At 40.5% G+C, this 20,428-nt stretch carries 24 protein-coding genes and 2 pseudogenes; 2 read left to right on the forward strand and 24 right to left on the reverse strand.

All coding sequences use genetic code 11. The features are described from left to right. The first annotated feature begins 14 nt into the window (after nucleotides 1-14). On the forward strand, nucleotides 15-302 hold the full coding sequence (locus BUA97_RS01095) for a rhodanese-like domain-containing protein (RefSeq protein ID WP_072995997.1): 288 nt from the start codon (nucleotides 15-17) through the stop codon (nucleotides 300-302). A 44-nt stretch (nucleotides 303-346) separates the two neighbouring features. On the opposite strand, the gene BUA97_RS01100 is transcribed toward BUA97_RS01095, so the two are convergent. The 13 genes and pseudogenes from BUA97_RS01100 to BUA97_RS01155 all read right to left on the reverse strand — a co-directional run bounded on the left by BUA97_RS01100 (nucleotide 347) and on the right by BUA97_RS01155 (nucleotide 8,548). Next, nucleotides 347-511 carry a phosphatidate cytidylyltransferase gene (locus BUA97_RS01100; protein WP_072995999.1) on the reverse strand — a complete coding sequence of 55 codons (165 nt, stop codon included), beginning with the start codon at nucleotides 509-511 and terminating at the stop codon, nucleotides 347-349. Between the two features lie 107 nt (nucleotides 512-618). After that, on the reverse strand, nucleotides 619-741 hold the full coding sequence (locus BUA97_RS17380; RefSeq protein ID WP_262494330.1) for a hypothetical protein: 123 nt from the start codon (nucleotides 739-741) through the stop codon (nucleotides 619-621). A gap of 38 nt (nucleotides 742-779) precedes the next feature. Further along, the gene (locus tag BUA97_RS01105) at nucleotides 780-1,118 is read right to left on the reverse strand and encodes a HopJ type III effector protein (RefSeq protein ID WP_072996001.1); all 339 of its coding nucleotides are present in this window, start codon (nucleotides 1,116-1,118) and stop codon (nucleotides 780-782) included. Between the two features lie 622 nt (nucleotides 1,119-1,740). Beyond that, on the reverse strand, nucleotides 1,741-2,562 hold the full coding sequence (locus BUA97_RS01110) for a helix-turn-helix domain-containing protein (RefSeq protein WP_072996003.1): 822 nt from the start codon (nucleotides 2,560-2,562) through the stop codon (nucleotides 1,741-1,743). A 93-nt stretch (nucleotides 2,563-2,655) separates the two neighbouring features. Further along, entirely contained in the window at nucleotides 2,656-4,137 is a 1,482-nt protein-coding gene (gene cysS / locus BUA97_RS01115; RefSeq protein ID WP_070562085.1) for a cysteine--tRNA ligase, read from the reverse strand. Nucleotides 4,138-4,181: 44 nt separating this feature from the next. Then, entirely contained in the window at nucleotides 4,182-4,628 is a 447-nt protein-coding gene (locus BUA97_RS01120; protein ID WP_165689906.1) for a TlpA disulfide reductase family protein, read from the reverse strand. A gap of 90 nt (nucleotides 4,629-4,718) precedes the next feature. Next, nucleotides 4,719-5,714, reverse strand: coding sequence for a type I glyceraldehyde-3-phosphate dehydrogenase (locus tag BUA97_RS01125; protein ID WP_070562090.1), 996 nt, complete (start codon nucleotides 5,712-5,714; stop codon nucleotides 4,719-4,721). A 46-nt stretch (nucleotides 5,715-5,760) separates the two neighbouring features. Further along, a pseudogene (msrA, locus tag BUA97_RS01130) lies at nucleotides 5,761-6,249 on the reverse strand (peptide-methionine (S)-S-oxide reductase MsrA); the annotation flags it as partial. A 149-nt stretch (nucleotides 6,250-6,398) separates the two neighbouring features. Next, nucleotides 6,399-6,608, reverse strand: coding sequence for a hypothetical protein (locus tag BUA97_RS01135; protein WP_070562094.1), 210 nt, complete (start codon nucleotides 6,606-6,608; stop codon nucleotides 6,399-6,401). A 4-nt stretch (nucleotides 6,609-6,612) separates the two neighbouring features. After that, on the reverse strand, nucleotides 6,613-7,104 hold the full coding sequence (gene msrA, locus BUA97_RS01140; protein ID WP_070562096.1) for a peptide-methionine (S)-S-oxide reductase MsrA: 492 nt from the start codon (nucleotides 7,102-7,104) through the stop codon (nucleotides 6,613-6,615). A gap of 63 nt (nucleotides 7,105-7,167) precedes the next feature. After that, the gene (gene msrB, locus BUA97_RS01145) at nucleotides 7,168-7,614 is read right to left on the reverse strand and encodes a peptide-methionine (R)-S-oxide reductase MsrB (RefSeq protein WP_070562098.1); all 447 of its coding nucleotides are present in this window, start codon (nucleotides 7,612-7,614) and stop codon (nucleotides 7,168-7,170) included. A gap of 21 nt (nucleotides 7,615-7,635) precedes the next feature. Beyond that, nucleotides 7,636-7,962, reverse strand: coding sequence for a thioredoxin (trxA, locus tag BUA97_RS01150; RefSeq protein ID WP_070562100.1), 327 nt, complete (start codon nucleotides 7,960-7,962; stop codon nucleotides 7,636-7,638). Nucleotides 7,963-8,062: 100 nt separating this feature from the next. Beyond that, nucleotides 8,063-8,548, reverse strand: a complete 486-nt coding sequence (locus tag BUA97_RS01155; protein WP_070562102.1) for a peptide-methionine (S)-S-oxide reductase — start codon at nucleotides 8,546-8,548, stop codon at nucleotides 8,063-8,065. A gap of 516 nt (nucleotides 8,549-9,064) precedes the next feature. Here BUA97_RS01155 and BUA97_RS17075 point away from each other — a divergent pair. Next, nucleotides 9,065-9,241 carry a hypothetical protein gene (locus BUA97_RS17075; protein ID WP_175546161.1) on the forward strand — a complete coding sequence of 59 codons (177 nt, stop codon included), beginning with the start codon at nucleotides 9,065-9,067 and terminating at the stop codon, nucleotides 9,239-9,241. Between the two features lie 69 nt (nucleotides 9,242-9,310). On the opposite strand, the gene BUA97_RS01165 is transcribed toward BUA97_RS17075, so the two are convergent. The 11 genes and pseudogenes from BUA97_RS01165 to BUA97_RS17460 all read right to left on the reverse strand — a co-directional run. Further along, nucleotides 9,311-9,604, reverse strand: coding sequence for a GNAT family N-acetyltransferase (locus BUA97_RS01165; RefSeq protein WP_070562108.1), 294 nt, complete (start codon nucleotides 9,602-9,604; stop codon nucleotides 9,311-9,313). A gap of 67 nt (nucleotides 9,605-9,671) precedes the next feature. Beyond that, a complete protein-coding gene (locus tag BUA97_RS01170) occupies nucleotides 9,672-11,324 on the reverse strand; it encodes a glutamine--tRNA ligase/YqeY domain fusion protein (protein ID WP_072996007.1) in 1,653 nt (550 codons plus the stop codon). A gap of 40 nt (nucleotides 11,325-11,364) precedes the next feature. After that, the gene (gene trxB / locus BUA97_RS01175) at nucleotides 11,365-12,324 is read right to left on the reverse strand and encodes a thioredoxin-disulfide reductase (RefSeq protein ID WP_072996009.1); all 960 of its coding nucleotides are present in this window, start codon (nucleotides 12,322-12,324) and stop codon (nucleotides 11,365-11,367) included. A gap of 27 nt (nucleotides 12,325-12,351) precedes the next feature. Beyond that, on the reverse strand, nucleotides 12,352-13,320 hold the full coding sequence (locus tag BUA97_RS01180; RefSeq protein ID WP_070562114.1) for a bifunctional methionine sulfoxide reductase B/A protein: 969 nt from the start codon (nucleotides 13,318-13,320) through the stop codon (nucleotides 12,352-12,354). Between the two features lie 240 nt (nucleotides 13,321-13,560). Next, complete coding sequence (gene egtB / locus BUA97_RS01185) at nucleotides 13,561-14,733, reverse strand: ergothioneine biosynthesis protein EgtB (RefSeq protein WP_072996011.1); 1,173 nt, start codon at nucleotides 14,731-14,733, stop codon at nucleotides 13,561-13,563. Further along, complete coding sequence (locus tag BUA97_RS01190) at nucleotides 14,730-16,298, reverse strand: ABC transporter permease/substrate-binding protein (RefSeq protein ID WP_072996013.1); 1,569 nt, start codon at nucleotides 16,296-16,298, stop codon at nucleotides 14,730-14,732. Before BUA97_RS01190 ends, egtB begins: the two co-directional genes overlap by 4 nt. After that, a complete protein-coding gene (locus BUA97_RS01195) occupies nucleotides 16,295-17,269 on the reverse strand; it encodes an ABC transporter ATP-binding protein (protein ID WP_072996015.1) in 975 nt (324 codons plus the stop codon). The genes BUA97_RS01190 and BUA97_RS01195 overlap by 4 nt, the downstream gene beginning before the upstream one ends. After that, nucleotides 17,266-18,669 carry a mercuric reductase gene (locus BUA97_RS01200; RefSeq protein ID WP_072996017.1) on the reverse strand — a complete coding sequence of 468 codons (1,404 nt, stop codon included), beginning with the start codon at nucleotides 18,667-18,669 and terminating at the stop codon, nucleotides 17,266-17,268. Before BUA97_RS01200 ends, BUA97_RS01195 begins: the two co-directional genes overlap by 4 nt. A gap of 11 nt (nucleotides 18,670-18,680) precedes the next feature. Further along, nucleotides 18,681-19,661, reverse strand: a complete 981-nt coding sequence (locus tag BUA97_RS01205; RefSeq protein WP_072996019.1) for an L-histidine N(alpha)-methyltransferase — start codon at nucleotides 19,659-19,661, stop codon at nucleotides 18,681-18,683. Between the two features lie 151 nt (nucleotides 19,662-19,812). Further along, nucleotides 19,813-20,283 (reverse strand): hypothetical protein, encoded by a 471-nt coding sequence (locus tag BUA97_RS01210; protein WP_072996021.1) that lies wholly within the window; start codon nucleotides 20,281-20,283, stop codon nucleotides 19,813-19,815. Continuing rightward, nucleotides 20,249-20,365, reverse strand: a pseudogene (locus tag BUA97_RS17460) (hypothetical protein); the annotation flags it as partial. The gene BUA97_RS01210 and the pseudogene BUA97_RS17460, both read right to left, overlap by 35 nt. Nucleotides 20,366-20,428 lie beyond the last annotated feature (63 nt).

Raw genomic sequence — 20,428 nt, forward strand, 5'->3', positions numbered from 1 at the left:
AAAAATAAAATATTATGGCATTAGAAGATGTTTTAAGAGCAGGTAATTATCATCTGATTGATGTGCGCGAACCACTTGAGCTGGAAATGGACGGACATATTGAAGAAGCAAAGAATATTCCCCTAGGCGAATTGGAAAACAGAAAACAGGAAATATTAAATCTGAGCGGCACCAAGATTTTCTTTTGCAGATCAGGAAACAGATCAGGAAAAGCGGTGGATTATTTTAAATCCGAAGGCATGACAGATGTTTATAATGGCGGTGGTTATAATGATCTGAGCCAAGCTCTGGAAAGTATGTAAGAAACTTTAAATCAAAAAAATAAAGCGGGAAAATTCCCGCTTTTCTAGTTTTTACCCCTGGATAGTAACCACATTACCAAGCCGATGACACCGACTACAAGAATGATTCCCCACCACATACCGGCTTTAAAAATGGTTTCCACTGCTTCGCAGCTTGTCAATAATCCTAAAATTAAGAATAATGGAATAATATTGATAAATCTTTTCATAATTTATTTATTTCTATTAAAGTTTCAAAATTTAAGCCAAAATAATATTTAATGTTTCATCTGTTTATTAAAACACAAAAAAACCGCTGAAAATCCAGCGGTTTTTTTTATGCTTTAATAGCTTTTGATGTTTCTTTCTTTGCCAGCTTTTCCTCAACTTTTTTTACAATATATCCAATTACAATTGGAGCTGCCCAGGTCAAAGCCATCTTTAGGATTCTTGATTTCATAATTTTAAATTTTCTTGATAATTACAAGAAATGAGCCATTATGATTCAATCAGTTTCAAAGCTTCACCTTCAAAAGAAATCCCTTTCCATCCAAACTCTATAAAATTCCTGATATTCTGATGGTCATCGCCCGTCGGATTTTGCAAAACATCAGTTCTGTAAAAATCTCCGAATAATGCTAATGTTTCATCTTTTGAAAGGTTATTTAGTTTCGCAAAACTGAAAACTTTACAGGAACCGTTATTCTGATTGGCTTGATTAATAGTATTTCCATTTACAAATTTCGTCGGTGTGAATTTATAATTTTTATCGATATATAAAATCACTTCTTGAAAATCAATAGTCTCCGGCGATTGATTCAGATGTTCTAAAATCATATTTAATTTTTTTTCAAAAAAAGATTAATATAGCACAAAGTGACTAATAAAGAGTAGTTTACAAGAGAGGAAAACTCTATCGGTAACGATTTAGTAATGGTGCTTATTACATTCTTTTTCATTTGATTACCTTGTAAATCAATATTGCAAATATAAAAAATAAAGGGTAGAGTACATTGGCTCTTTACCCTTTATTTCGACTTACAAAGTTATTGCGGAGGTTGCTCATTTGTGTGCTCCTACAATTGCGCATTACCGTAATCCCAATAGTATGAGCCCTGCTTTAGTATAAGACATGGCAAGGTGTATATAGAATATGTACCCAAACAGAGAGATACAGAATGCTTTAGATATATGGCTTAAGCAAAGGCTGGTAGTTTGACCTATCCATGTACCAGGAACACTGAGCATAAAGCTATGGTGCTGTTTTATATCCATAATGACAGCCTTACTGAGTTAGAGTTTTTTTCAAGACATTAAAAACTCAGTCAATCAGGTCGCACAATAATTAAATCGAAACCTATTAAGATCGATTTACCCTACTGTTCAAGATCTGCCCTTAAAGAGGTCTACGTTTTTAATTGCTATGTTTTTAAGCCTAATCCGCCTAAATTCTCTTCTTTTATTTGAGTCGAAATTCGGTAGGAGAAATACCTGAGAGTCTCTTGAAAAATCGGCTGAATACCTGCACGTTTTCAAATCCGAGTTCGTACGCTATTTCAGAAATATCCCGTTTTGTATAATGCAGCAAGTTTTTAGCCTCTAACAGAATACGGTCATGGATAAGCTGAAGTGGTGATTTTTCATCAATCTTCTTAAAGGTATTGGTAATGGTCTTTGGTGATTTGTGTAATAAACCTGCATAGTAAGAGACGCTATGCTGCTCCTTAAAGTTTTGTTCAACCAGAAAATTGAATTCCCTTATTAAATTATGCTGACTATCGTCGATGAAAGACAAGGTACCTTGCATTTTGTATATTCTTGTGCACAGTATCAGGATGCGCTTGAGGACAATTTGCAGCATTTCAAGCTGCAATTCGTCTTTCATTTCTAATTCCATATCGGTTAGGTTCCAGGCATCATTCATTATCGCAAATTGCGGCTCCTGAACCGAAACAACCGGTATTTTTGCAGGTGTATAATACAATACACCTTTACAGCCGACTTCGCTATCATGGTTAATTATGCAATAGAATTCTGAATTGAACCGAAGCATTTTCATAGCGTTAATCTGCTCATATTGCACATGATGGTATTGAGAGAGACTAACAATCTGGTTGTTATTAAAAGTTTGGTGAATGCCATCGATGATCAATTTGTTTCCGTCAGATTGAAACCACAGTAGCTGCAGAGCCCCAGATACAATCGGCCTAAAGCTTCTGAAATTGTCACAATCTACATACTCCAACTCAAAGTATTCGTTCTGCTTTCCTTGATAGATCATATTAATATTCAATTTAAAGTACTTCTATATTATTATCAAAAATACATATAATCTCAAAACACAATTTAATTTAAAGCGAATCTTTAAATCAGATCAATAGTTAAAAGTTGTTTCTTCCTTTGAATCATTCAATTTGATAGCTAACTCAGCGAGTCGGTTGCGTATCTGATCTGACAAAGTAAAGTTTCTATCTGCTCGCACCTTATTCCTAATTTCAATTAGTAATTTGATTGTCCCGTCGAGTTTTTCAGCGTAGCTGTCATACACACCCGATCTCATTTCCAATCCTAGTACGTCAAAAACAAAGGTTGAAATACCTTTATTGAAATGTTCCAGATCGGTTGCTGAAAGTATGGCAGTCTTGTCTTTCAGTTGATTAATATACGTAACGCCTTCAAAAAGGTGTGAGATAAGTATCGGCGTATTAAAATCGTCATCCAACGCCTCATAACATTTGGCTTCCCAACCAGCGATGTCGAGTGTCGATCTATTTCCAGGCTCAAGCTTCGATAAGCTATTTATCGCTTTCATCAGGCGGTCGTATCCTTTTTCAGCAGCCAGGATCGCCTCATTCGAAAAATCCATAATACTTCGATAATGCGTTTGTAACATAAAAAAACGCGTCACCGAAGCTGAAAACGCTTTGCTAAGAACAGGATTGTCGCCAGCCAAAATCTCATCTGGCAGAATATTATTTCCACTAGATTTGGACATTTTCTTTCCATTCAGCGTTAACATATTGGCATGCAGCCAGTAGTTAACCGGTGCATGGCCCGTGGAGGCTTCTCCCTGAGCTATTTCACATTCATGATGTGGAAATTTCAGATCCATACCTCCACCGTGGATGTCAAATCTTTGCCCAAGGTATTTTGTGCTCATTGTGGTGCACTCCGTATGCCATCCCGGAAAACCATCGCTCCACGGCGAAGGCCAGCGCATTATATGGTGTGGATCAGCACGCTTCCATAGCGCAAAATCCTGTTCATTCCGTTTGTCAGACTGGCCGTCAAGTGGTCTGGAGTTATCAAGCGTGTGTATCAGGTCCCGATGGCTGAGCACACCATAATCGTAATCCTCACTATACTTTGCCACGTCGAAATATACCGATCCATTCGATTCGTAGGCATAGCCCTTATCTATGATGTTCTGTATGACATTGATTTGCTCAATCATGTGACCGGTCGCCGTTGGTTCAATGCTTGGCGGCAAAAGGTTGAATTTTTGGAGGATATCATGGAAATCAACGGTATAGCGTTGAACAATTTCCATTGGTTCAAGTTGTTCCAAACGCGCTCTTTTTGCAATTTTATCTTCACCGCTATCTGCATCATCAACCAGGTGTCCTACATCAGTGATATTACGCACATAACGGACTTTATAGCCTAAATGCAGAAGATAGCGATAGATGATATCGAACGAGAGGAATGTCCTTACATTACCAAGATGTACATTACTGTACACCGTCGGACCGCAGACATACATCCCAACGTGACCATCTTGAATCGGTGTGAATATTTCTTTTTCGTTCGAAAGTGAGTTATATATTTTCAGTGGATGATCTTTATATATAGTCATATTGAATATTCAAAAGTTGCAATGTTTTGAAGGTAAATTCTAATTCACTTTTCCAACTCTTCAATAATTGCGTAATCTAACCATAATAATGCTCGATTGGGATCCGAACCAAATATGGAACGGACTACCTTACCGTTTTTATCTACCAAAACCCAGTGAGGTGTCCCCCCGGCTTGGTAATCGTGAAAAGTGGTGGCCATACCGGCATCCCTAAAAACCGGAAACCTAACATGCAATGACTTTAAATTTTCAATAATTTCATCATTGGTATATTCGGGACCTTCAAAATTGCTATGAATCCCTAATACGTTCATCTTGTCCCCGTGTTCATACGCCATTTTATTGGCAAATGGGATAGCTCTTCCTACACATCCCGGACAGCCTAAATAGAAAAACAAGATCAATAAGGGTTTTCCTTTGAAGCTATCGTAATGTGGAAGATCTTTCTGTCCGATACTTTCCAAATGCCAGGGTTGGATTTGGTTGTTCAAAATTTCCATAACAATAAATATCAAAATTCCCCTATCCTTTTCAGAAGGGGAATGCAGTTAATCGACGTAAGCATGTGCGCTTAAATCAGTTTATTCAGGTTGCCATATTGATTGAATCTGTCTGATCATCTGATTGGTAAATCCCCATTCATTGTCATACCAAGCCATTATTTTCACTAGGTCTCCATCAACAACCCTTGTCATTTCTAAATCTACGGTAGAAGCGAAAGCACTTCCTATGATATCAGTTGATACAAGGGGTTCATTTGTTACAGCGATCACTTTTTTATACCGTTCTGTGGTCGCTTCTTCTGACAGAATCTGATTGATTTCCTCAACCGTGGTAGGTCTCTCAGCAATAAAAGTAATATCCGAAATGGAGCCAACAGGGACGGGAACTCTAATGGCAACGCCGTCGAACTTTCCGGCGTACTGAGGTAATACTTTAGTAGTCGCTATGGCTGCTCCCGTAGCAGCCGGTGCCAGATTCAAGCCGGCCGCTCTACCCATGCGTGGCTCTTTTTTCGAAGGCGCATCGACAAGGCTTTGTGAAGCAGTATATCCATGTATGGTATTAAGAATTGCTTTTTTTATACCTAACCTTCTTCCCAAAATTTCTATTACAGGGCTGATGTTATTGGTCGTACAACTTGCACAAGAAAAGACCAATGTCTTATCATCTGTAGTATTTACGCCATAAACAACTGTTGGAGTGTCTTTTGTAGGACCTGAAATTACAGCTGCTTTAGCACCAGCCAGAATATGCCCTTCAGCATCGGCACTGTTGGTAAATATGCCGGTACTTTCAATAACAACGTCTACATTGAGTGCTTTCCATGGTAACTCTAAAATGTTGCGTAGACTGGAATACTTGATTTCTTTATCCCCCACAAATAAGCTGTCTCCTTCAAATTTAACATCTTTAGCATACTTACCATAGTTACTGTCGTATTTAAGCAGATATGCTGCATTTTCTACCGACATCAAATCGTTTATGGCGACGACTTCAAGGTCATCGGTTTCAAAAATCAGTTTTAATGCTGCCCTTCCTATGCGACCAAATCCGTTGATTGCTACTTTTTTCATGATTTTTTATAGTTTTTTGATGATATTATCATTTATTGGTTGCCTTATTAGCTTCCTTCGCCACTTTAAAAAGTGCCGGATTAATATGGCAGTATCCTCCCGGATTCTTATCCAGGTAGTCTTGATGGTAATCCTCGGCTTTATAATATTTCTTTATGGGGGTTACTTCAACTGCTATAGCTCTGATATGTTTTGCCGCCTCTTTATTTATCCGTTGGTTTATAAGTGGTAACTGCTGGCCTGAGGTGTAATAAATGCCCGTACGGTACTGATCACCGATATCATTACCCTGTTTATTTACGCTCGTAGGATCAATAGCAAGGAAATACAAATCAAGTAACAGATTCAAATCCAATTTTTCAGCATCGTATGTAACCTTTACGGTTTCAGCGTAGCCCGTATTTTTCTGTACTACATCCTCATATGTCGGATTGTCGGTACGGCCATTGGCAAAGCCTACTTCGGTAGCGATAACACCATCTACCTGTTTAAAAAAATGCTCTGTTCCCCAGAAACATCCTCCGGCAAAATAGATAACGTCCGTGCTATCGCTATTGCCTGTCATTTCAGTAATGCTTACTTTTTCTTCCAAGCCCTTATTATGCTCGGCTTTGTTACTCATACTGTTGCTACAACCTGTCATGGCGAAGAAGCCGAGTGCGGTCGATAAGAAAACTACTATATTCATATCTTTATTTTTTTATTTTCCATTTCTTCAACAAGCTTTTTGTATACCGACTTTGTAAACCGAATATATTCTTTGGTTAAGGTATCATAGCCAACCCATTGTTGGACATTTTCATAAGGGCATGTAGGTGCGCCTTCCTCCTGTCCAGAGACCAATATATACCGATCGGGATGCAGCTGGTAAATTTCTGCCGTTACTTTGTTCATTGCTTTACAAAAAAGTTCCAAAGCGCTCAAAGTGGCAGGTGTAGCCATTCGGATTTTTGACCAGATAATCTTGATGGTAGTCTTCGGCAGGCCAAAATTTTGTGAACGGCTCCAATGTCGTTACTACCTTTCCAGGCCAGCGTTGCGAATCATCAACTAATTTGATCATTTCCACGGCATCATTTCCTTCTTCATCGTTCTGAATGAATAGTGCCGAGCGGTAACTTTTGCCCCTGTCATTGCCCTGCCTATCTACCGTGCTGGGATCATGTACCCTGAAAAAATAATCCAATAACTCCCTATAAGTTGTCTTGCTTGGATCATAGGTAATTTCAACACCCTCTGCATGGCCGGGATGATACTCGTAGGTGGGATTATCGTTCTGTCCCCCTAAGTACCCGACTTCGGTATTAATTACGCCAGGACGTGCTCTGAAAAGATCTTCCATGCCCCAGAAACATCCACCCGCCAAATATGCTTTTTTCAAATTTTCCATTACTTATAGCTTTTATTTTATTTAAGTTCTTTAAAATTTTTGATCTGAAATGCTTGAGAGATCTCAGCCCTCTACTTTCTTAAGCGCCACGGCATTGATACAGTATCTAAGACCACTTGGTGCAGGACCATCCGGAAAAACATGGCCCAAATGCGCATCACAGACATTGCAGGTCGTTTCCACTCTTATCATACCATAACCACCATCCTTATGGTAGGCAATATTTTCAACAGCTATGGGCTGAGTGAAAGAAGGCCAGCCAGAAGTGCTGTTAAATTTTTCAGTTGCATCAAACAAAGGTGTTCCACAACTGATACATTCATATTTACCCGGTTCAAATAAGCCGCACATATCCGAACTATGTGCTCGCTCAGTACCCTTCCCCCTGGTAACAAAATACGAATCGGGGCTTAACAGTTCTTTCCATTCCTCGTCTGTTTTTTCCACCCTGCGAGTCGGAACAGGATTACCTTTGTTTACGAACTTGATGATATCATTCCAGTTTAACATAACTATTTATTTTGAATGTTACTATTTATTTCCTATTTCCAACGCGGATATCTTCTTTTGAAGTTCATCCTTGGTTCGAAGACCTACTATGGTCTCCACAGCTTTTTGGTTCTTGAAAAAGATCAATGTGGGGATGCTACGCACACCAAAACGCTGGGCAAGTTCCTGTTGATTATCAACATTAACTTTAACTATTTTGACCTTCCCCTCAAAGTCTTTGGACAGGTCATCCAATGTGGGTAATAGCGTCTGGCAAGGACCACACCAGTCGGCGTAAAAATCTACAACTACGCTTGCTTCTTTTTGAATTGTTTCTTCAAATTCCTGTTTACTTTCTATTTTTCTCATAACTAAAAACTTTAATTGTTATCTAACTCCACAAAGTTAATATACGGCAATACCCTTTCTCTTACCGTTATCACCCGATATTTTGGCAATTCTTCCCATCTTAAAAATCATTTCGAATATGATGACCGAATGTTTTGCGTATTGCAGCTAGTTTAGGATTTATATTGGTTTGGCAGAAAGGTTTCTGTTTGTCTTTTTTATAATAATTGAGGAAACGCTCCGAATTCAATCTGAAGTCTGCCAAGGGCAGTGTCTGTGTAATATATTTGGTGTCATTTTCCTTTGACAGTTTATTGATTATTATTTCGATAGTGTCTTTATCATTGGGATCAATATAATACACTGCCGAACGATACTTGTAACGCATACTGTGTGCGCTTGCGCTACTATGCGTCAGCAGATGCACTTCAATTAACACATCCAGTGTGATGCCTTCATTAAAATGGACAATAACGGCTTCTGAAAATGTATCATAGGGGTTCAATGAGGAGATCCAGCCCTGCTCCACAGACTCAACGCCATTTAAAGCCTGAAATATGGCTTCTGTACACCAATGACAGCCTCCACCAAAACCTATTTTTTTCATATTTCTTATTAACAAATTATTATCTGAGCTAGCGTCTTTTATATTAAAATAATGAATTGAACTCCTAAAGATTATTCGGAGATGCTGCGCATTCTAAAAATTCTTCGAGTTGTGATATCGTTGGATTCTTAATATAATCGTTGCCCACTATTATGGTAGGGAACTTTAATTTACCTTCGTACAGACCCCGTACTTTAGCTTCGGCTTCAATTTTTGTTTCCACATTAAAATCATCAAATTCCATCCATTTGCTTTGCAGGTAGTCGGTAACATCTCATCCCTTCCTTTTGATATACATCCGTAAATTGGTCAATGTACAGCTACAATACCAGATAAAACCGTTGTAAACGGATCGGAACCAATATCACTACCACCATTAAATGCTGGTTCATCGAGAACCAGTTGTCCTGCTCGCCAGTTAAAAGTAATTTTCCTGGTTGTCTTTAACGATATCACCCATAATATCCTTTACGAAGAGTCGTACGGTTTGTTTTTTGTGTATCATAATTTTTAAATTTGCACGATCTTAGAAGTATTTGGTTCCCTTTGAAAAATCCTTTTGAATTCAGTATTCTTTATCTAATACAATTAGCTTTCCTGTTAGCTGGCGCTCCATATATGACAACTTCTATCTTTACCAATATTTATGGCTTGGACGTCTGGGTAACAACAGATAACACGAATGAAGCTTAACAACTTGGAGTATCTCTTTTCGAATTTCAAGATATGATTCTATGTACGCTGGATCGGTTATCATTGTGTTTACATACGGGCACGGATGTCTCCGTAAGTCTCCGGATATTTGTTAAACATCATCGCCACAAAACCACATTTAGCTATTACTTTCAGGTTGTTTCGGCGAGCATAGTCAACTACTGCGTCTACGAGTTTCTTGCCATATCCACTTTTACGCTGGGCAAAGCCAACACTGGTATATCCCGCTTCCAATATATCGGGAGTAACGGTGACAAGCATTCTGCCAACTTCCTGGCCATCTGCATGAAGCGAAAAAAAAGAGATGCCTTTTTGGCCTTTGTGTATTTCAATCTTTTCCATTTTATGTATTTTTTAAATAATTGATATTTGTTTGTTATTTAAGCATGAGTTATTGTAAAATGAATTTTTAAGTTTTCTTCCAGTTTTCTCTCAGACCGACGGTTCTGTTAAAAATAAAATGATCCGCTGTTGAGTTCCTGTCTTTTATAAAATAGCCCATTCTGACAAATTGAAAATTTACACCTACATCGTCTCTATTAATGAGATCATTCTCTACATAGGCGTTTGGCAATACCTGAATACTGTCTTTGTTAAAATGTTTTAGGAATTCGTCGCCCGTTTGACCAGGATCTTCTATCTCAAAAAGTTTATTGTAGAGACGGATTTCGGCCGGGATAGCAAAAGGAATACTTAACCAATGGATCGTGCTTTTTACTTTAATGTTACTATGATCGTGACCAGACTTGCTTTCCGGAAAATATTTACAATGAAGTTCTGAGATGTTTCCATCTTCATCTTTTACAACATGTTCACATAAGATGATATATGCTCCTTTCAACCTGACTGCTCCTCCTAAAGTCAACCTGAAGTAATTCTTTGTCGGATGCTCCATAAAATCGTCCTGCTCGATCCATAACTCCCGGGTAAATGGCACCTCACGACTACCTTCAGCTTCTTCTCCCGGTAAATTCTCTAAAACTATATTTTCAGTAAATTCTTGGCCGTAATTCGTTATAATAACTCTCAACGGTTTTAAAACGGCAATCCTCCGCTGTGCCGTTTTATTTAGATCCTCGCGGACACAAAATTCCAACAGATTGTAATCTGTAATGGCGTCCCGCTTTGCGACGCCAATCCGATCACAAAATTCCCGGATAGCGTTTGGGGTATATCCCCTTCGGCGCAGACCCGCTACCGTAGGTAGTCGCGGATCATCCCATCCATCAACCAGGCCTTTTTCAACCAGCTGCTGCAACTTGCGCTTGCTCATGATTGTAAAAGCAAGATTCAAACGAGCAAATTCAATCTGTTTGGAGGGAAATAAGCCCAATTTCTCGATAAACCAATTATAAAGCGGACGGTGTGCAACAAACTCAAGGGTGCAGGTGGAATGCGTGATGCATTCAATAGCATCCGACTGTCCATGAGCAAAATCATACATGGGATAAATACACCATGCACTCCCGGTACGATGATGGGGTGTGTGTTTGATGCGATATATGATCGGGTCTCTCATGTGCATATTAGCGGCCTTCATATCAATCTTAGCACGCAATACTTTCGCCCCATCTTTGAAGCTGCCAACCTTCATCGCTTCGAATAAAAGTAGATTTTCATCTATCGAACGTCCTCTGTATCGATTAGGTACTCCCGTAACTTGGGGAGTACCTTTCTGCTCGGCAATTTCTTCAGGTGTGCTATCGTCAACGTAAGCGAGGTCTCTTTTGATTAATTCTATGGCAAATCCGTAGAGGATTTCAAAGTAGTCGGAAGCATAGAATTCATTATGCCATTCAAATCCCAACCACTGAATATCTTTCCTGATGGCATCTATATAACTGCTGTTTTCTCTTTCTGGATTGGTATCGTCAAACCTCAGGTTAACCCGTCCTTTGTATTTTGATGCAAGCCCAAAATTCAAGCAGATGGATTTGGCATGACCGAGATGCAGATATCCATTAGGCTCTGGAGGGAACCTCGTCGAGATACCTTCACTGTAAACCTCATTACAGATGTCTTGCTCAATGATTGCTTCGATAAAATTTAATGATTCCTCCATACATTGTTATTCCTTTATTTGTTAAATCATTTGGCAGCCATTATTCAATAGCCCCGTGTTCCATAGCCGATAGAAACCGTTCGCAATCTAGGGCCGCCATACAGCCACTTCCCGCAGCGGTAATTGCCTGACGGTAGTTCGGGTCCTGAGCGTCACCACAACAGAAAATGCCCGGGATATTTGTTTTTGTAGAACAATTTTTTGTTTTAATATATCCTACATTATCCATATCAATCCAGGGGCTGAATACACCGGTATTTGGACGGTGGCCGATGGCTAAAAACAGACCGGTTACGTCTAGTTTAGTTTCCTCCGAAGTAATGTTATGGAATAACCGGGCACCATTAACTTTTACACCATCTCCGAGGATTTCTTTTACCTCGACGTTAAACATGATTTCAATGTTAGGCGTGTTTTCTACCCGATGAACCATTGTTTTCGAAGCCCTGAAGTTGGATTTACGAACCAACATGTATACTTTCCTACAAAGTTTTGATAGGTGCAGTGCTTCCTCAGCCGCAGTATCCCCGGCACCTACAATGGCAACATCCTCGCCCTTAAAGAAGAACCCATCACAGGTGGCACAGGCCGAAACCCCGTGACCCGAATATTGCTCTTCCGAATCAAGTCCCAAAAGCTTTGGTGTTGCTCCTGTAGCGATAATCACGGAATCTGCCAGTAACACCTTGTTTTCATCGATGGTAACTTTATAAGGCCGTTCAGAAAAATCGACATCGCTTGCAAACCCGATCCGCAGATCTGCGCCCATTCTGGAAGCCTGTTTGTGAAAACCTTCCATCATTTCGGGCCCCATTATACCATCAGGATATCCCGGATAATTTTCGACATCAGAGGTTTTAGTAAGCTGCCCGCCGATAAGTAAGCCTGTATATAGTACAGGTTTTAGGTCTGCGCGGGCAGTATAAATGGCGGCGGTGTAACCTGCTGGTCCAGATCCGATGATCAGACATTTTATTCGTTCGTGTTGTTCTGTATTCAATTGTATCTCTGTTTTAATAAGTTAGCGTTATTTTATTTTGTCATTATACAATTCCCTGAATTTAGATAGTTTAGGATCGATAATAGCCTGGCAATATCCTCCGTCGGGGTTCTTGTTGTAGTAATCCTGATGATAATCTTCCGCTTTGTAAAAGTGTTCGAACATTTCTATTTGAGTAACAATCATATCTAAATATGATTTCTGCACTTCATCAATAACCTTCATCGCAGCTTGTTTTTCATCTTCAGTCCTGTAAAAAATGATGCTCCGGTATTGGGAACCCTGATCCGCACCCTGTTCGTCCACGGTTGTTGGGTTGTGGGTACTCAGATGTATTCGCAGTAAATCATCAAATGATATTTCGTTTGGATTGTAGGTAACTTCAATCATTTCAGCATGTCCGGTTGCACCGCTGCAAACCTCTCGATAGGTTGGGTTGGTGATCTTCCCTCCACTGTAGCCACTCTCTACTTTTATTACCCCTTTCAGTCGTTGAAAGATCGCTTCGGTACACCAGAAGCAGCCTCCACCTAAATCCACCTTCTTTTCGCTAACATCTACCTTTTTTAGCGAAACGGCATTCATGCAATAGCGAAGACCGCTCGGCATAGGTCCATCCTGAAAGACATGCCCCAGGTGGGCATCACAGGTATTGCAGAGCGCCTCAATACGCACCATACCAAATGTGCTATCCTTATGGTAGGCAACTGCATTTTCTTGTATCGGCTGCGTGAAGGAGGGCCATCCCGTCCCACTTTCAAACTTAGTGTCCGAATCAAATAGTGCTGTACCACAGCAAACGCAGGTGTATCTTCCCGGCTCAAAATAGGAACACAGGTCAGAACTGAATGCATGCTCTGTCCCCTTAAGCCGCGTAACATTGAACTGCTCTTCTGTAAGCAGTGCTTTCCATTCCTTTTCAGTCTTTTCCACTCTTTTGTCAGGAGCAGGGTTGCCGTTGTTGGCATATTTTATTACATCAAGCCATTTTAGCATAATCGTATGATTTTAAAAGTTTAAAAATCGATTCAATCGTAAAGTCTTTACCGTTGAAAACAAAGGATTCATTTTGTTTCTTACCCATAAGCTCCAGGTAAAATGGATGCTTCGGGTGACATGGCAATAAAATGCTTTCTATCAAGGTCAAATTGGCATCCAGGTATTCCAATAGTGTAGTATTTACCCTCTACCAATGCTATCGCACCTTTTGTAAAAGGAACTACTTTTAACACTGCTTTATAGATCATCAGTATTAACGGTCCGTGCCAGCCTGATACCTGTATATTGCCATCTTAAATGCGGATGGAAGAAATTGCGGTAACTTGGACGGCTATGTTCCGGCGGCGTGACAATTGAAGCGCCACGGAGTACCATTTGATTAACCATAAATTTGCCATTATACTCTCCGATAGCCCCGGCGGCTCGGACGTATCCGGGATAGGGCAGATATGCGCTGCCGGTCCATTCCCAACGGTCACCCCAAGGAAATTGGTTACACATTGCTTCCCACTCAAATTCTGTAGGCAATCTCATTCCTTTCCATGCCGCAAAGGCGGATGCTTCGTAATAGCTAACATGAGCAACCGGTTGGTCCATTTTCAATGGTTGGATTCCAGCCGTACCGTAGGAATACCATTGGTCAGCTATCCAATGCCAGTAAAGTGGCGCATCAATGTTATTATTTTTCACCCAATCAAGACCCTCGGCATGCCAGTATTCATGTTTCTTGTACCCGTCATCCTTGATGAAGGAGAGATATTCGCCATTTGTGACCAGATTCTTCGCTATTTTAAATGCTGGGAGAAAGACTTTATGACGCCCAAGTTCATTGTCAAAGCAGAATCCATTGCCATCGTATCCAATGTTGTGCATGGAATCTTTAACGGTAATAAACTCATTGGTAGCCGTATCTACGGCTATTGGATTTAAAATTTCCTCATAGGTTGGAAAGAGCGGATTGTGTCCTAAAATATATTTAATATCGGTCGCTAATAATTCCTGATGCTGCTCTTCATGATTAAGTCCAAGAATAATAAGGGCATGTAGTTCCTCACTTACCGGTTGACTAAGCAACTTGTCCATTGCCACATCGACATGACGGCGATATTCATAGACCTCGTCAACAGTTGGCCGGCTTAAATTACCACGGTTAGTCCGTATCACACGTGCGCCTAAACTCTCATAATAACTGTTAAACACGAAATGATAAGACGGATTAAAACTGGAATAATCTTCAACATAGCATACCAGGATAAAGGTTTCAAAGAACCAGGATGTATGTCCTAAGTGCCATTTTGGAGGACTCACGTCTACTATCGGTTGTACCACATAATCTTCCTTCTCCAAGGTCGAACAGATGTCTTCGCTTCGTTTGCGGACTTTACTGTATTTATCTTTAATAGCTATCATTTTTCTAATTTTAGATAATTGGACAAATCACTAATTGTCCGAATTTTAAGTCGTTTAACGTCTTCTTTCCGCATCATTAAAGCATAAGTGTTATTGAATCCTACAGGCTTTAACCATTTGATTTGAAACTGCTGTTTAAACGCCCGTTGCACATAATCATACACCGCATCTTTATTTGCTATCAGCCTGTGCACAGTTGCCGAATCGGCGTGCAACATGACCGTCAGTCCTGTTCCTGTGTATTCCGGATATAGATCAATCTGATCGTTCATTAGTGCGTCAAAGCATATTTTAGTGCCGCCTAATCCGGTTTTTGGTAAAACATCCAAGTCTGTATAACCCCTGATAAGCTGTGTATAAATGCTTGCAAGAATATATTGCTCGTCAAATACTTTAGAGCCAATCCTGATTGAGCTTTTACCGACAGGACGGGCCGGTTTATATAATCGTTGGCTTTCAAGAAACTCACGGGCAATGGTAGCCGGTTCACGGTGTAGATAGTCGGCCTGATAGTTAAGGGAAGTCATGATCGAATCATTGATCCTACCTGCAAGTAGGTTAAGTACAGGTTCCAGTTCGGGGAAGCGCTGGAGTGTCTGCTCCTTTATAATCGGTGCCGCATAATATGGGGGAAATATTCTCTTGTCATCTTCCAGGCTAACCAACTGGTAAGCATCAATCCGGCCGTCGGTACCATAGCCACTCACTACATCAAGCTTTTTCTCATAAATTGCTTTGTACATAACGGCGTCATTGATAACCACTGTCGGTATCTTTAAACCATATATTTGCTGTAGGCCGATGTAACCATCGGCACGTCCCATAAATTCAGGAGTAAACCCCGCTAATAATTTACTCCGTTCTATGGATGGAATGATATAGAACCCCGAAAGCAAAACAAATCCTGCCATGATGGAAGAAAGGCCCGCTATCTTCCTAAATCTTGTTTTTTGTAGACGCGAAAGAACAAAATCGAAAAGAAGCGCCAGCAAGGCCGCAGGTATTGCACCTGCAAGCATCATGGTTGTATTGTTCAGCGAAATCCCGCCAAAAATAAACTCGCCCAATCCACCGGCCGCTATATATGCGGCAAGTGTGGCTACTCCAACGTTGATGATCGTCGCGATACGAACGCCGGCAAGTATTACAGGCATTGCTAGTGGCAGCTCAACTTTCAGTAATGATTGCTTATAGCTCATGCCGAGCCCTCTTGCAGCCTCTTTTATCTCAGGATCAATGTTTATAATACCAGTGTAGGTATTGCGAACAATAGGAAGCAGGCCGTATAAGAACAATGCTGCAATAGCGGGCTTGGCACCAATACCCAATACAGGAATCAGCAACCCGAGCAATGCTATGCTTGGAATTGTTTGCATCACTCCGGCGATACCAAGAACCGAGGATGACAACTTTCTTTGTCTGCTGATGAGAATACCTGCGGGAACACCTACCATTATCGCAAGGGATATGGACATAAATGTAAGCCCGATATGTTGCCCGGTTTGTTCGAGCAACTTTTCCCAATGGCGGGCAACAAACTCCCAAAGATTAATACTGTCGTTCATCTTTGATTATCGTTTTGATGTAATCGATATGCATTCATGAGATCGCTCCATGTAATACGCTTCGATTCACCGTAATATTCGTGTCGCATGGTGATGAACTGACAATTTTCAGTGTTATGCTGAAACCGTTCCATTGCATTCCATAATGTGGTATCACCGACCGGCTCCGCAGAAAGACCTTCTTCGTCACCGCTTTCTCCCGACAGGTAATTCCACAGGTCATCAATCGATGTAACGCCAAGCGAAAGTTTTAAATAGTCGTTTGAAAGAAAATCTTTTACGAAATCATTAGCAGGATTGTATAATAGTTCAGATGGCATTCCTTGCTGAACCAGTTTCCCATGACGAAGCAAAACAACGGTATTTGCCATTGAAAATGCTTCCTGGATGTCGTGAGAAACCATGATGATCGTTTTCTTCCGGAATTCATCTAGGCGCATAAATTCCTCCCGAATGGATTTTCTGGTAATGGCATCTAAAGCACTGAACGGTTCATCCATCAATAATACCGGTGGATCTGTAGCAAGAGCCCGCGCGATATTTACTCGTTGTGCCTCGCCGCCGCTTAATTCTTCCGGTCTGCGAGATAGATATTTTTCAGGTAAGTGTAACTTTGCCATCAGTTCTCTAACTCTTTGAGCAGTCGTCTGCTTGTTCCATTTTAACAGACTGGGCACCACACTAATATTCTCTTCCACGGTATAATGTGGAAAAAGACTATTGCGTTGAAGTACATAGCCAATCCGACGCCGCAGCTCATCCTGAGGCTGCTCCTGGATATCCTTTCCATTGATCGATATTGTACCGGCTGAAGGAACTACCAGACCGTTAATCATGCGAAGTAATGTTGTTTTACCGCTTCCACTGGGTCCAAGCAATACAGCGTGTTCGCCCTCAGCAATATTAAGATCGACGTTTTCTATTGCTGAATGTGCTCCAAAAGACTTACTTACCTGGCGAATACTGATCATAACTTAGCTTTTGGTTTTATATGTGCCGGGTGGAAAAGATTATTGATAGCTTCTGCATATGTGGGATGGGCAAACATGGTATCGCGCAACTGTTCATAGGTAAGACCGCCCATCATGGCCACCTCTAGCAAAGACATCAATTCGCCACCGTTTGGACAAATCACAGCGACACCTAAAATCTTCTTTGTTTTGTTGTCAATAATTGCTTTAATAAATCCGCTTGTTTCGCCAATCTCTACTGCCCGGGCAATAGAAGAAGTATTCATTTTTGCAACCGAAAAGTCCAGACCCATTTCAACGGCTTCCTTTTCAGTGAGCCCAATTCTTCCCAACTCAGGATCAATAAAAACACAGTAAGGGATTATCCGATTGTGGATAGAGGATATTTTTTTATCCAATAGATTTTCAGCTAACACAATATAATCATGATAGGATACATGGGTGAATGCAGGCCCGCCTTTTACATCGCCTAGCGCGTAAATACCTAGTTCGGTTGTTTCCAAATAATCGTTAACAGGAATAAATCCCTTTCCATCAACCATGATACCTGTTTTTAGTAAATCCAAGTCTTCCGTGTTTGGCGTTCTACCGGTAGCAACCAACAGATCCGTGCCCTTTAACGTGTATGATTGCTGCGTGGAAAGAATTTCTACGGCGATACGCCCATCGGTCGAGGCACCAACACGTTTAATGGATGCATCCATAACGATCTGCACACCTTCGACCTCAAGAATTCTGGTGATTTCTAATCCTACATCCTCATCTTCTTTTGGCAGTAACCTGGCAGATTTTTCAATGATCGTAACCTGGCTGCCCATCCGACGAAAAATCTGCGCAAATTCAAGTGCCACGTAGCCGCCGCCGGCAATAATCAAATGCTCGGGCAGATATTCAAGGTCTAAAATGGTTTCCGAGGTTAAAAAATTGACTGATTGCAACCCATCGATATCCGGAATACGGGGCCGAGCGCCCGTGTTAATAAATACCCAGTCCGCCGTAATTAATTTAAAGCTCAAATCTGCCTGTTGTACACTGACTTCCTTATATCCTGAAAACTTGCCTTTTCCATGATAAACCGTAATATTTGGGTCCTCAATTAGTCTATTTTCAAGCCCTTCCCGGTAATAGGATACAACTTCGTTCTTGCGTTGATTGATTAGTTTATAATCCGGAACATCGTTATTTAGTATGATGCCATAGTCTGAGGCCTTGCGTGCTTGGACAATGTTTTTAGCCAGACCAACCAAAGTTTTTGTCGGTGTGCATCCATAGTTAACACAAGTGCCTCCTATATATACTGATTCGACAATAGCCACACGTTTACCCTCCCTAGTCAATCGCTTTGCTAAGGGATTGCCGGCCTGACCGGAACCAATAATTATCGCATCAAATCTTTCCATATTATTTTAATTTAAACAACCGTCCAAAGTGCATCCATAAACCAAGATTTGCTGTCCACGAACTCCACCACATGGATAAACCCATTGTCTGCCGCTATTTGGTGAATCTGATCTCTAGAATATTTTTGGGATATTTCAGTCCATATACATTCGTCTTTTTCAAAAGGAATACTGACGCCGGATATGTTTACTGACATTTCGCTTAAACTGACGAGATAGCTTTTGGCTGACCCTGTCAAAGGATCATAGCTACAGTAATGGTCAAACTGGTCAATCTTAAAATCTGCATCTAATTCACGGTTAATTCTCGCTAAGAGGTTTAGATTAAATTCCCGGGTCAGGCCATCCCTGTCATCGTATGCTTGCTTGATAATTGCAGGATGTTTTACAAGATCAAATCCGATGATACACTGATCACCGGGCTGTAAATAACTACGAAGCGCTTTACAGAAGCGGTTAGCTTCAGCTATTGTCATATTCCCGATATTGCCGCCTAAACACATCACAACTTTTCGCGCCCCTGGCAATAAACAATGGTGGGCTAATGCGTCAAAGTAGTCACCTACCAATCCATTAAATTGTAAATCCGGAGCGTTCTCCGGTAGAAATGATTGCAGCTCACTGATTACGTTTTCAGATATGTCGATGGGTACATAATTAAAAGACACATTTGCATTAACAAGGGCACTTAATAGATGAATTGATTTAGCGCAATTACCTGGTCCCAGTTCAATTAATTCAAAATCTGAGTTTTGACCTGTTATCCTTTCAACAATTTGTTTGGCTTGACAAGTGAAAATTTCCATTTCACACCGGGTGAGATAATAATCCGGAGACATCATAATGGCCTCAAAGAGGCCATCACCTTTTTTGTCGTAAAAGTATTTTGAGGATAGCCTTTTTGGGGTTTCCTTCAGACTCTGGATAACGTCCAAATAAAAATCTTTATTTTTTGTTGCAAATCTGTACTCGTCTGTCTCTATTGATATCATATTGTTTTAACAGGGTTTAAAAGATAAACTTATATTTCGCCCGATTGCTTAAAATCATCAAAGCATAAAGATGGCAAGTTAAAAACTTGCCATCTTTTAAACATTGACATTTATCACACAAATCAATTGTGAAATTGATTCCTGCCGAAAATTATAGGGTCTTAAACTCGACTCTTTTAAGGCGACTATCATTTAGTATGCTTGTTGAAAGCCATACGTATTGCCGTGTTTGTTCATCAAATCCCAGCATCGTAAAATCAGTTCCTACAGGACATGCAGGGTAATCAGGAAACCCAATCCGCAACACGTATCGATTGTTATCTGCGTTAAAATCTGATGGCGTAATTTTTTTCAACCCATATTTTACATAGGGGTCCTGATCGTCAAAGACGTAGCTAATCAGAGATGCGTCTCTCAGTATCTTGGTAATTGGTTGCTCTTCCATATAGAAGTACATTCCTAAAAGATCAACGATCAGCCCCCTTAACTCATATTGCGGCACCGAAACAGCGAATAGATATTGTGTATTGAAGGCGTCTTCGGTGACATCAAATTGGTATGCCCCTTCAATAATTACATCTTCTTCTTTAAACCCTTGGTTCATGCTTGTCGAAAAAATCATATCGTTTTTTATGATAAAAATCTCTCAAACTAACATTAAAAATGCTTTCAAATGTTTTAATGATGAGCTTGATATCTGCATTTCCATTATCGACGTATTGTCAGAATACATCATCGTCAAAAACAGATTTGGTGTACGCCCCAAC

The organism is Epilithonimonas mollis, from assembly GCF_900142325.1.
Taxonomy (GTDB): domain Bacteria; phylum Bacteroidota; class Bacteroidia; order Flavobacteriales; family Weeksellaceae; genus Epilithonimonas; species Epilithonimonas mollis.

Bases quoted from the DNA above. Each gene is read 5' to 3' on its own strand.
- BUA97_RS01095 (WP_072995997.1), top strand. From the start codon at position 15: ATGGCATTAGAAGATGTTTTAAGAGCAGGTAATTATCATCTGATTGAT.
- BUA97_RS01100 (WP_072995999.1), bottom strand. From the start codon at position 511: ATGAAAAGATTTATCAATATTATTCCATTATTCTTAATTTTAGGATTA.
- BUA97_RS17380 (WP_262494330.1), bottom strand. From the start codon at position 741: ATGAAATCAAGAATCCTAAAGATGGCTTTGACCTGGGCAGCTCCAATT.
- BUA97_RS01105 (WP_072996001.1), bottom strand. From the start codon at position 1,118: ATGATTTTAGAACATCTGAATCAATCGCCGGAGACTATTGATTTTCAA.
- BUA97_RS01110 (WP_072996003.1), bottom strand. From the start codon at position 2,562: ATGATCTATCAAGGAAAGCAGAACGAATACTTTGAGTTGGAGTATGTA.
- cysS (WP_070562085.1), bottom strand. From the start codon at position 4,137: ATGACTATATATAAAGATCATCCACTGAAAATATATAACTCACTTTCG.
- BUA97_RS01125 (WP_070562090.1), bottom strand. From the start codon at position 5,714: ATGAAAAAAGTAGCAATCAACGGATTTGGTCGCATAGGAAGGGCAGCA.
- BUA97_RS01135 (WP_070562094.1), bottom strand. From the start codon at position 6,608: ATGAACAAAGTAACGGCAGAAATTTACCAGCTGCATCCCGATCGGTAT.
- msrA (WP_070562096.1), bottom strand. From the start codon at position 7,104: ATGGAAAATTTGAAAAAAGCATATTTGGCGGGTGGATGTTTCTGGGGC.
- msrB (WP_070562098.1), bottom strand. From the start codon at position 7,614: ATGTTAAACTGGAATGATATCATCAAGTTCGTAAACAAAGGTAATCCT.
- trxA (WP_070562100.1), bottom strand. From the start codon at position 7,962: ATGAGAAAAATAGAAAGTAAACAGGAATTTGAAGAAACAATTCAAAAA.
- BUA97_RS01155 (WP_070562102.1), bottom strand. From the start codon at position 8,548: ATGAAAAAAATAGGTTTTGGTGGAGGCTGTCATTGGTGTACAGAAGCC.
- BUA97_RS01165 (WP_070562108.1), bottom strand. From the start codon at position 9,604: ATGGAAAAGATTGAAATACACAAAGGCCAAAAAGGCATCTCTTTTTTT.
- BUA97_RS01170 (WP_072996007.1), bottom strand. From the start codon at position 11,324: ATGGAGGAATCATTAAATTTTATCGAAGCAATCATTGAGCAAGACATC.
- BUA97_RS01180 (WP_070562114.1), bottom strand. From the start codon at position 13,320: ATGCTAAAATGGCTTGATGTAATAAAATATGCCAACAACGGCAACCCT.
- egtB (WP_072996011.1), bottom strand. From the start codon at position 14,733: ATGATAGCTATTAAAGATAAATACAGTAAAGTCCGCAAACGAAGCGAA.
- BUA97_RS01190 (WP_072996013.1), bottom strand. From the start codon at position 16,298: ATGAACGACAGTATTAATCTTTGGGAGTTTGTTGCCCGCCATTGGGAA.
- BUA97_RS01195 (WP_072996015.1), bottom strand. From the start codon at position 17,269: ATGATCAGTATTCGCCAGGTAAGTAAGTCTTTTGGAGCACATTCAGCA.
- BUA97_RS01200 (WP_072996017.1), bottom strand. From the start codon at position 18,669: ATGGAAAGATTTGATGCGATAATTATTGGTTCCGGTCAGGCCGGCAAT.
- BUA97_RS01205 (WP_072996019.1), bottom strand. From the start codon at position 19,661: ATGATATCAATAGAGACAGACGAGTACAGATTTGCAACAAAAAATAAA.
- BUA97_RS01210 (WP_072996021.1), bottom strand. From the start codon at position 20,283: ATGATTTTTTCGACAAGCATGAACCAAGGGTTTAAAGAAGAAGATGTA.